We start from the raw sequence: 10076 nt of genomic DNA, 5'->3' as shown, positions 1-10076 counted from the left end.
TGTCATTTCAAGAAAGAAGACATTTATAAGGTCGCTAATTCTAGATTAGGTTGGTATAGGAAATGCGGGATGGACGTTGTCAACTTTACGTTAAGTCCGAAAGTTTTAGCCATAAAGAAAAAGGATCGACCTGGATTGGTTGATCCTTTATCCTACTATCTAAATAAAGCGTGAAAACAGTACAAATGTAGCGCCGTATACGAGGACCGTACGTACGGTGCGACGGGAGGGGCGGAAATTTATTTCCCCTCTACCCTATTAATGCGCCGATTGAAAGAAGTAAAAAGATACTTCCAAAAATTATAAAAGGTGTAGTTAAACTAGGGTAGATTTTTTCCATTCCACTTAAGAAAAGAGGGGCCATGGTAGCGCCCAGATTACACCCGATTAATACCATCGCATTTGCGATATTTAAAAAGTTTGAAGGTATTTTTTCCGGTAAACGAGCGAAAATACTAGAAAGAACGCCTGCCACACAAAATCCTCCGAGAAAAGCGCCGATTGCTATGAAATAAATAGTCGAACTTATAGGGACTAAAAATAAGCCTAAAGCTTCTGTAAGTAGTAGAACAGGTAAGAAATATTTATTTAAGTAAGTAAAAAGTTTCCCAAAAAAAGCTCCACCAAGAAAACCAGCAAACATAAATAAACTTAATACACGATTAGCGGACAAGGTTGAACCTAAATTATTTTCGACAATATAGCTAGGAATTCTTAATGAACTTGCTGTATTTGTCGCGATTAATAAGCCACCAAATAAGGCACTGATTAATACAGGAAGAAATTGGCTTAGGTGACTACCTTTCCCTGCGGTGCTTTTTCGTGGGGAAACTGGTTTACGCGGAACAAAAAGAAGGTATAGGATTAAAATAGGAAATGCTATACTATAAATCAAAAAGGCAGGCTGCCATCCTAAAATCAATAATTGTCCTGCGATTAATGTTAAAATAGCTTGCCCCAGTGTTTCTATTGAAGTGCGATAACCTAGTAAATGAGCACGTTCTTTTCCAGTAAAACGTTCACTGATGATACTCACAGCTTGTGTATTGATTAAGCCAAAACCAATGCCAGTGATAATTCGAGAGATAAAAATTAAGGAGAAGCTAGAGGTAAAGGCGGGTGTTATACCTGCTAGACCTGCAATTAATAGACCTAAAACAATGGTTATTCGTTCACTAAATATCCGGGCTATTATAGGGCTTAAAGCGATCATGATAATCATTGATACAGAAGGAATGGAAACGAGAAATTCAATTGAGGAACGTGAATAGGAAGAAAAAGCCTTTAACAACGTTGGTGTTACACCTGAGACTGAGTATGTCGAAGTAAGAAGAAATGAAAGTGATAAAATGGCAATAACTTCGGTTATGTTTACTTTTTTCATTGTTGCTGTTACCTCTATTAGGAAATTTTTGTGTATCCGCTTAACTATACCAATTTTAAAATACCATATCTAGGAGAAATATCCTAGGTAAAAATAAATAAAGTAAATAGAAGGGAAAACGTATGATTCGTAAATTACAAAAGGAAGATCTAGAAGAAGCGCTTCTATTATGGGAAGAAGAAAATATTAAAGCTCACGATTTTATTAACGAAGATTATTGGAAAAATCAGATGGACTCAGTTAGAGAGCAGTTACCTCAATCTACTGTTTATGTGTATGTAAATGATAAAGGTCAAATTGTAGGGTTTATTGGTTTAATCGAAGATTATATTGCGGGACTTTTTGTTAAGACTACAGAACAATCAAAAGGTATTGGCAAACAATTACTCGATTACGTGAAAAATAATAAAACTAAATTAACTTTGGAGGCTTTTGCAAAAAACAAACGAGCAGTAGCTTTTTACCATAGGGAAGGATTTTCTATTCAAGACGAAAATATTGATGAAGATACAAGAGAAAAGGAATTCGTGATGGTTTGGCAAAGAGTAGAGAGATATTAAAGAATAATGGTCCGCTATGTTTGATTTCGTTAGCGGAGTTTCTTATCATAGATATATAGTTTAACTATAGATCGTAAGGAGAATGAACATGGCAAAAAATGAAGTAGAAACCTTTCTAGAAGAGCAAAATATACCTTATCAATCCTATGAATTTTCTTCTGAAAAAGTAGATACAAATCAGAGCCCTATCTTTAAAACGTTAGTGCTCAAAGGAAACAAAACCGGACCAACGATAGCTTTAGTTCCATTAAATGCTCGTATGGATTATAAAAAAATGGCGGCTGTTTCCAAAAATCGAAAAGTAGGTTTACCACCAATGGACTACGTGATGGAAACAACCGGTTATCCGCATGGCGCAAATACGCCTGTAGGAATCTTTTTGCACCATCCAGAATATCCGATATTTTTTGACCAAGAAATAAAAAACTATCCGAAGATTGTGGTTTCAGCAGGAGAGCTGGATAAGAGTGTGATAATCGCTACTCAAGATTTGATTGATCTAATTAATCCAACGATTGCAGATCTTTTGAATGATAAAAGTTAACCGATTTATCTTCAAGGTATGTTTTTACGATTTGGATTATTGATATTATTGCATAGTAGATTAGATGTGCTAGTAATAAATTTATAAATAAAAGCATTTAGCTCATTTATCCAAAGGTGAGCTAAATGCTTTTATTAAGAACTTTTTGAAAAACTAATTAACAGCTTCTTTTTTATCTGCGCTTTCCATTTTTTCCATACGTTGCAGATGTTTCATCCCCCAGCTTCTCATTGATTTCATCAGTGGAGATAAACTATTACCATATTCAGTCATTGAGTATTCGACTTTTGGCGGAACTTGTTGGTAAACTTCGCGATGGATGATGCCGTTATATTCGAGTTCTCTTAATTGTGATGTTAACATTTTTTTCGTAATTTCTGGCATCGCCCGTTGCAATTCGCTAAAGCGTAATTTTTCATTTTCCATAAGGTGAAATAAGATAATGGGCTTCCATTTTCCAGAAATAATATCTAGCGCGGCTTGCAATTCTTGACATGTTTCTCCTTGAAGTTGTTCAGACATTGATTATTACCTCCTTTTATAAATCCCTTTATAACAAATAGTTTCTAAAAAGTAACTAGGTTTAATTTAAGTGCCTTATTCCCAAAAGGAAACTTTTCATTTATTATACCTTTAACAGCAAATAGATACAAGAAAATCTTTTGTTTAGTATGCAAGAAGCTTTTAACTTATTTAACGACACTTTAGTTTGTTAAGAAGGGAAGCTTCTGGATAAATTTTAATAAAAGGAGAGTTTTGTAAATGAAAACACTAGTACTTGTTTTTCATCCTAATATAACTGAATCTCGCGGCAATCGACACTTATTACAAGAAATTGAAAAGTATTCTGATGTGACAATTCATGATGTTTATGCTTCTTATCCGGACGGAAAAATCGATGTAGAGCTTGAACAACAATTAGTAGAAAATCATGATCGCATTATTTTTCAATTTCCATTTTATTGGTATAGCGCGCCTGCGTTATTGAAAAAATGGTTAGAAGAAGTTATTGCTCATGGCTGGGCTTTTGGTACAAATGGAGATAAGATGAAAGATAAAGAATTTTTGCCTGCTGTAACAACAGGCGTCGACGAGGAAGGTTATACGCCAGACGGTTTGGTGAAATTTAATGTTTCGGAATTACTCCGTCCATTAGAAGCAACCACACATTTTGTAGGTGCTTATTATTTAGCGCCGTTTACCGTACATGGCGTGGGTCATCAATCGGATGAAGAACTTAGCCAAAAAGCGCAAGAATATGTGGATTACGCTTTAAGTCCAGAACTTATCGCAGTTTAAGGAAAAAAAGAGCGATGTCTTTGACTCAAATATGGGAAAATGGATCGTTCTTTTTTTGTTTTTTAAATTAGAAAATAATGAGAAAAATGAGCAAAAGAGACTTAGCTAGTTTACATAACTTGTTAAACGCTTATTTATTAACATTTTTTATGAAAAAAATAAAAATGGTACTTGTTTTTTTTTAATTTGATATGTTACGCTCTTCTCGTAACATTGTTGCTTGGAGGGATGTAGGATAGGAATTTAATGACTATTTACCATATTTTTCTCTCATGCCAATAAATGACGCAATTATTATTGTTCAATTGATGAATGCTATTGATAAATAGTATTTTTCTTTTGGAAAAAGTGACAACTTAAATTTATTTTAGTGTAGTCATTTGTTTTGTGTGAAAATCCGGAAGACAGTAACTTAGCTGTTAGTATACTTATAAGTCTTGAAGAGAAATAAAAATATGTGAAAGGTCTCAATGAGCGAGAAAAATCGTTCTGTAACATTTAAAATTTATGAAAGGATGTTTTGTTTTGAAGAAGAAATTATTAGGGATGTTGACGTTGAGTTCCGCTTTATTATTAGCTGCTTGCAGTAATGGTGGCGGAGATAACGACGGAGGCGGAAGTGCTGGTGGCGATCAGGTGAACCTATCTTATGTTGAATGGGATAGTGAAGTGGCTTCCACTAATGTTATGGCCTTAGTATTAGAAGATATGGGTTATACGGTAAATATGACGCCTTTAGATAATGCTGTAAACTGGGAAGCCGTAGCTAATGGAGAATCTGATGCAACACTTTCTGCTTGGCTACCAATTACACAAGAAGCACAATATGAAGAATATGGCGATCAAGTTGAAGATTTGGGAGCTCATACTGAAGGAGCTGCTCTTGGACTAACTGTTCCAGAATACATGGATGTTGATTCAATTGAAGACTTAGACGATCAAGTTCCTGATCAAGAAATTATTGGTATTGATCCAGGTGCTGGCGTGGTTGCTGCAGCTGAAGATACTGTTGAAACTTATGATAACTTGTCGGATTGGGAAGTCACTCCTTCTTCTAGTGGTGCAATGACTTCACAATTAGACAGTGCTATTCAAAATGAAGATCCAATCGTTGTTACTGGTTGGACGCCTCACTGGATGTATGAAAGATATGATCTTACGATTTTAGATGACCCAGAAGGAACGATGGGCGAAGAAGAACATATTAATACATTAGCCCGTGAAGGCTTAGAAGATGATATGCCTGAAGTTTATAGTATATTTGATAACTTCCATTGGGACCAAGAAGATATGCAATCTATAATGTTAGATATTGAAGATGGTACTGATCCTGAAGAAGCTGCCCAAAACTGGATCGATGATAATCAAGATAAAGTAGACGAATGGACAGCAGACGCTGAATAATTTTTATAAAAAGGTGGAGATTAGTCATAATTAGTCTCCGCTTTTTATTTACAATTGTAAATAATTATGATATATTAGTTTTGTTTACATGCGTAAACTTAAAATTTACTTTTGGTAATATAAGGAGTGATAAAGCTTAGAAAGTACTAGTGAGGTAACATTTTTAAGATATAGAAGAGAAGGACAAGTTGATAGGAATTGGAGAACGTAATCACCCTTATCTATAAAAACAATGCTAAAATAAATTAGCGATTTTTATTTAAGGACTATACCAGCAGATAGTTTCCATAGAATAATTAAAACTGCAACAGACACAACAAATAAAATATTTTCTACGTATAAAAAAAGTAGTGATCTCATCTATAGACGAAAATTAGACGAGACACTGTTTTTTATAGTTGGAATGAACAATTCAAAAAATTTACTAATTTTACAAATAACTTACTTCGTTTTATTCTCTTAATTGAGAGAACTGAATTCCAACTTTTTTATCATGATTTCTGGAGGGATTTTAATGAAATTAACATCTATAGGAACAGTTCATAGCTCATATAAAACAAAGAAAGAAGCACCAAAGCAAGGGAAATATGCTAATGAAACGGCAACTATTGAAATATTCCCAGAATATGTGGAAGGCTTAAAAGATGTATCCGACTTAGAACATATTGTTGTCCTTTACTGGCAAGATCGATCAGATCGTTCGGTGCTTTCTACTAAAACTCCTTTTTCTGATAAAGTATATGGTGTTTTTGCGACTCGTTCGCCTAATCGTCCTAATCCAATTGCTCTTTGTGTAGGAAAAGTGATATCAGTACAAAATAATAAACTAGAAGTGACAGGCTTAGATGCGCTGGATGAAAGTGCAGTTTTGGATATAAAAGTATATTCATCGCTTCTTGATACAGACAAATCAGTTAAATAACGAGGAGGAATGACAATGAAAGTAATCGTTGTCGGAGGTGTAGCTGGTGGGATGTCTGCCGCTACACGGCTACGTCGATTAAATGAAGATGCTGAAATTATTGTGTTGGAAAAAGGGCCATATGTTTCCTTTGCGAACTGCGGGTTACCGTATCATATTTCTGGAGAAATTGAAAATAGAGAACAATTACTCGTTCAAACACCAGAGGCTTTAAAAGCTCGTTATAATCTAGACATACGAACCAATCATGAAGTTGTTGAAATTCACCCTGAAGAAAAGCAGGTTATGGTGGAACATAAGCAAGAAGTGTTTGCTGAAAGCTACGATGCCCTTATTTTATCTACCGGCGCAACTCCCATTACACCGGAGATCCCTGGTCTTTCCGAGAGTCAAAACGTTCATACTTTGCGTAGCATTCCTGATTTAGATCAAATTATGGAAAATTTAAGTTACCAACCTGAAAATGCCGTACTTATAGGCGCTGGGTTTATTGGACTAGAAGTAGCAGAAAATTTGAAGAAAAGAGATATCAACGTCAACATCGTTGAAAAGGCGCCTCAAGTTTTACCTCCCTTAGATGAAGAGATGGCAGCTTTTGTCAAAAATGAGCTACTTGAACAAGACGTCAACGTTTCTTTCTCAAATTCTGTGGCTCAGTTTCAAGACCAGGGAAGGAAAGTGATCTTAGAAAACGGCGAACAGCTAACTTCTGATTTAACCATTCTTTCTATGGGGATTCAGCCAGAAAGTACGATCGCACAACAAGCTGGGCTAAAAACGGGCATGCGTGGTGGTATTTATGTAGATGAAAATTATCAAACGAGCGACCCTAACATCTACGCGATTGGGGATGCGATTATTGTTAAGCAACAAATCACAGGTGAGAATACTTTGATCGCGCTAGCTTCTCCAGCGAATCGACAAGGAAGACAAGTGGCGGATAGTATCTCTGGCTTAGCTAGAAAAAATAAAGGAAGTATCGGTACCTCTATTGTTCGAGTTTTTAATTTAACAGCTGCTTCTACTGGATTGAATGAACGGAGTGTTAAACAACAAAACTTATCTCACTCAGTGATACATGTAGCTGGTAAGGATCATGCAAGTTATTATCCTGGGGCTACCGATATTACTTTGAAACTTATTTTTCATCCTGAAACTGGTGAAATTTATGGTGCTCAAGCAGTAGGCCAAAAAGGAGTAGATAAACGTATTGATGTTTTGGCAACGGCTATTAAAGCTGGCTTGACGGTAATGGACTTGCCTGAACTTGAATTGTCGTACTCTCCACCCTTTGGTTCAGCTAAAGATATTGTAAATATGGCAGGTTATACAGCGATGAATATTATTGAAGGAGAAAGTACATCAATTCAATGGTATGAACTAGAAGACGCATTTGCAAAAGGAAAAGTTTTAATAGACGTACGTAACAAGGCTGAGTTGGCTAAAGGACAATTCAAAAATTCCTTGCACATTCCATTGAATGAATTACGCGATCGTTTGTCCGAGTTAGATAAGGATCAAGAATATATTGTCAGCTGTCATACAGGATTACGTAGTTATATTGCTGAAAGAATCCTTACACAAAATGGCTATAACGTTGAAAACTTGGACGGAGCATTTGCTTTATATAAAACAATAAGACCTGAAAACTTGCTTTATGAGTAAATATCGAATGCAATAAATCTAAAATGAGACTAGGACATAATTCTAATTTATGTCCTAGTCTCATTTCTATTTAGCCACGTTTTTCTTTTATAATATCTGTTGCAGTTTCACGTTTGTCTATTAGCTCTCCTGTCCATTTTAAGTGGTCTAAATTTTCTTCTAGGAATAATATTGATATTGTGCTAGATATAGTTGGAGGCAGTCAATGGCCAGAATTGTTGAAAAATTTAAAAAAAGGTGGAAAGTACGGTTCTGTAGGTGCGACTGGAGGTCCAATCGTTGAGTTGGATCTACGGACGCTTTATTTGAAAGACTTAAGTTTGTTTGGCAGTACTTATCAATCAAAAGAAGCATTCGTTAATTTGATTGATTATATCGAAAAAGGGCAAATTCAACCTATGGTCGCTAAAACATTTCCACTAAAAGATATTGTGGAAGCGCAAAAAACATTTTTATCGAAGAAGTTTACTGGAAAAATTGTTCTACAAATTTCCGAGTGATTTGTTAAAAAATACTTTATCGAAAGAATGCTGGAACAGACTACAAAGTATTAATGTTCTTATTTAAAAAACAGTTTCAAAAGGATGGGTCTCTTTTTGGAACTGTTTTTGTTTATTTGGAAAAATATCACTAAAACAATAAAGAAAAATAAATCATAATGTTGACATATGTAACAGTTATTATATGCTACTTGTAACTACAACTGTAAACGAAAGGTGGAGGAAGAGAGAATGGCGAAATATGAACTAGAAATTTATACACGGCCTACTTGTTCTGATTGCCAAAATTTAAAACATTACTTAACTGTAAATGATATCCCTTTTCAGAGTCATGATGTAGAAAGTAATCCAGAGCAAGAGAAAGAGCTTGTAACATTAACTGGTAATCGCATTGTACCAGCAATAGTTTTCAAAAAAAGAGGCTTATTAAAAAAACAAGAAGTATTTGTTGGCTTTGAGCCTAATCGTATCCAAATTGAAGAGCTAACGAGCAAGGTAAGAAATTAAACAAATGATAGAATATAAATTTTCTGTTTTTTGTTGACAGATGTAAACATAAATTATATAGTATGAGTGCAAAACGAATTACATTTGTAAACGAAGCAGGAGGGATTTAAAATGAACCATATGCACATGCATCATGATGAAAGTGGATATCTTCCAGAAGGGATCCAAGAAGTGAAGAATCCGAAGTATCCAGTAGGAACTACAGTAGAATTACTTACAGATCATATGTCAGATATGTTACACGCTAAAGCTGTTGTTGACGGCGTTTATGATACGACAGTGTATTCTGTTACTTATAACGATACAAATTCTGGAGACCAAGTCACCGACCATAAATGGGTTGTAGATGGTGAAATTAGTTATGAAGGTAGCGTCGATGTTGGAGATCAAGTAACCATTCTTGCACAACACATGTCTGGAATGCAAAATGCTACTGGAACTATTGAACGTATGACGACAGAGCCGGTATATATGATTGACTACTACTCTTCTGAACAAGAACGATGGGTAAGAAATTATCAATGGGTTGTAGAAAGTGAGATCAAGGCTTGGGAGGAATAGTCGATGCAAATTACCAATGCTGAATGGCAAGTGATGAAAATTGCTTGGACAAAAGATGTCGTAACTAGTAAAGAAGTAGTTACCTTCTTTAAAAGAAAAATTTGCTTGGACCGCATCAACAATCAAAACATTATTGGGTCGTCTAGTAGATAAAAATTGTTTATCAACAGAAAAAGTAGGCAATAAATATTATTATTCACCGATTTTGACTGAAGACGAGAGCATTCATCAAACAGCTGCAGAAGTTTCTGAAAAAACTTGTGCGATGAAAATGAGTAATGTCATTAACGATCTTTTATTAAAGAATGATTTTACGGATGAAGATTTAAATAACATTGAAGCAATGATAAATGAAAAACGGTCATATACTAAGTGTAAAATTTATTGAGGTTTCCTCTAGACGAATAAAAAAGAAACCGTTACTCTATCCATTGGGCTGACAGGCACTAATGAATAAAGGCGGTTTCTTATGGATTCTATTGTAACAGATTTAGTGGAAGTAATGAAGAAGGAAAGAAATTTTTTAGCAAGAGAAAGAGCCATGATGATTTTTTTTGCGCAACTGATAGCGACAATCACCCAACTAGCTTTTCAAACGCTCGATGAAGAAATTTGTGCCCAATGGAAGAAAGAAGGCTTTCGCGTCGACCGCAAAAGCGAAAGAACCATCACCTTTTTGTTTGGCACGGTGACCTATGTTCGTCGCCGAATGAAAAATCAAGCCAATGAC

At 35.2% G+C, this 10076-nt stretch carries 13 protein-coding genes and 2 pseudogenes; 13 read left to right on the top strand and 2 right to left on the bottom strand.

All coding sequences use genetic code 11. From position 1 onward, the window contains the following. A pseudogene (locus G577_RS12665) lies at positions 1-174 on the top strand (group II intron reverse transcriptase/maturase); the annotation flags it as partial. Positions 175-250: 76 nt separating this feature from the next. Here the strand turns inward: G577_RS12665 and G577_RS11390 are convergent. Continuing rightward, complete coding sequence (locus G577_RS11390) at positions 251-1384, bottom strand: MFS transporter (RefSeq protein WP_081675757.1); 1134 nt, start codon at positions 1382-1384, stop codon at positions 251-253. A 122-nt stretch (positions 1385-1506) separates the two neighbouring features. Here G577_RS11390 and G577_RS0109025 point away from each other — a divergent pair, with 122 nt between their 5' ends. Both G577_RS0109025 and G577_RS0109020 read left to right on the top strand, forming a co-directional pair. After that, a complete protein-coding gene (locus tag G577_RS0109025) occupies positions 1507-1944 on the top strand; it encodes an N-acetyltransferase (protein WP_028790924.1) in 438 nt (145 codons plus the stop codon). 88 nt (positions 1945-2032) lie between these two features. After that, the gene (locus G577_RS0109020; protein WP_028790923.1) at positions 2033-2488 is read left to right on the top strand and encodes a YbaK/EbsC family protein; all 456 of its coding nucleotides are present in this window, start codon (positions 2033-2035) and stop codon (positions 2486-2488) included. A 153-nt stretch (positions 2489-2641) separates the two neighbouring features. Here G577_RS0109020 and G577_RS0109015 read toward each other — a convergent pair whose 3' ends face one another. After that, positions 2642-3010 carry a winged helix-turn-helix transcriptional regulator gene (locus G577_RS0109015; protein WP_028790922.1) on the bottom strand — a complete coding sequence of 123 codons (369 nt, stop codon included), beginning with the start codon at positions 3008-3010 and terminating at the stop codon, positions 2642-2644. Positions 3011-3250: 240 nt separating this feature from the next. Between G577_RS0109015 and G577_RS0109010 the strand changes: the two genes are divergently transcribed. From G577_RS0109010 to G577_RS0108970, 10 genes and pseudogenes are all read left to right on the top strand, one after another. Then, on the top strand, positions 3251-3787 hold the full coding sequence (locus G577_RS0109010; protein WP_028790921.1) for an NAD(P)H-dependent oxidoreductase: 537 nt from the start codon (positions 3251-3253) through the stop codon (positions 3785-3787). A 525-nt stretch (positions 3788-4312) separates the two neighbouring features. Then, a complete protein-coding gene (locus tag G577_RS0109005) occupies positions 4313-5191 on the top strand; it encodes a glycine betaine ABC transporter substrate-binding protein (RefSeq protein ID WP_028790920.1) in 879 nt (292 codons plus the stop codon). A 514-nt stretch (positions 5192-5705) separates the two neighbouring features. After that, positions 5706-6113, top strand: coding sequence for a tRNA (N6-threonylcarbamoyladenosine(37)-N6)-methyltransferase TrmO (gene tsaA, locus G577_RS0109000; RefSeq protein ID WP_028790919.1), 408 nt, complete (start codon positions 5706-5708; stop codon positions 6111-6113). A gap of 15 nt (positions 6114-6128) precedes the next feature. Continuing rightward, positions 6129-7778 (top strand): FAD-dependent oxidoreductase, encoded by a 1650-nt coding sequence (locus tag G577_RS0108995; protein WP_028790918.1) that lies wholly within the window; start codon positions 6129-6131, stop codon positions 7776-7778. A gap of 113 nt (positions 7779-7891) precedes the next feature. Beyond that, positions 7892-8278, top strand: coding sequence for a zinc-binding dehydrogenase (locus G577_RS0108990; protein WP_227874538.1), 387 nt, complete (start codon positions 7892-7894; stop codon positions 8276-8278). A gap of 231 nt (positions 8279-8509) precedes the next feature. Then, on the top strand, positions 8510-8785 hold the full coding sequence (locus G577_RS0108985) for a glutaredoxin family protein (protein WP_028790916.1): 276 nt from the start codon (positions 8510-8512) through the stop codon (positions 8783-8785). A gap of 111 nt (positions 8786-8896) precedes the next feature. Further along, positions 8897-9346: a YdhK family protein gene (locus tag G577_RS11385; RefSeq protein ID WP_051176754.1), complete on the top strand. Its 450-nt coding sequence runs from the start codon at positions 8897-8899 to the stop codon at positions 9344-9346. Positions 9347-9349: 3 nt separating this feature from the next. Next, entirely contained in the window at positions 9350-9499 is a 150-nt protein-coding gene (locus G577_RS12065) for a BlaI/MecI/CopY family transcriptional regulator (RefSeq protein ID WP_155988503.1), read from the top strand. After that, entirely contained in the window at positions 9480-9734 is a 255-nt protein-coding gene (locus tag G577_RS11380; RefSeq protein WP_051176751.1) for a BlaI/MecI/CopY family transcriptional regulator, read from the top strand. The genes G577_RS12065 and G577_RS11380 overlap by 20 nt, the downstream gene beginning before the upstream one ends. 81 nt (positions 9735-9815) lie before the next feature. After that, a pseudogene (locus G577_RS0108970) lies at positions 9816-10076 on the top strand (ISLre2-like element ISTeha1 family transposase); the annotation flags it as partial.

This window comes from Tetragenococcus muriaticus DSM 15685 (assembly GCF_000423785.1).
Classification (GTDB): Bacteria; Bacillota; Bacilli; order Lactobacillales; family Enterococcaceae; genus Tetragenococcus; species Tetragenococcus muriaticus.
Note: the sequence above shows the minus strand (reverse complement) of the source record. Positions and strands in the feature narration are given on the sequence as shown.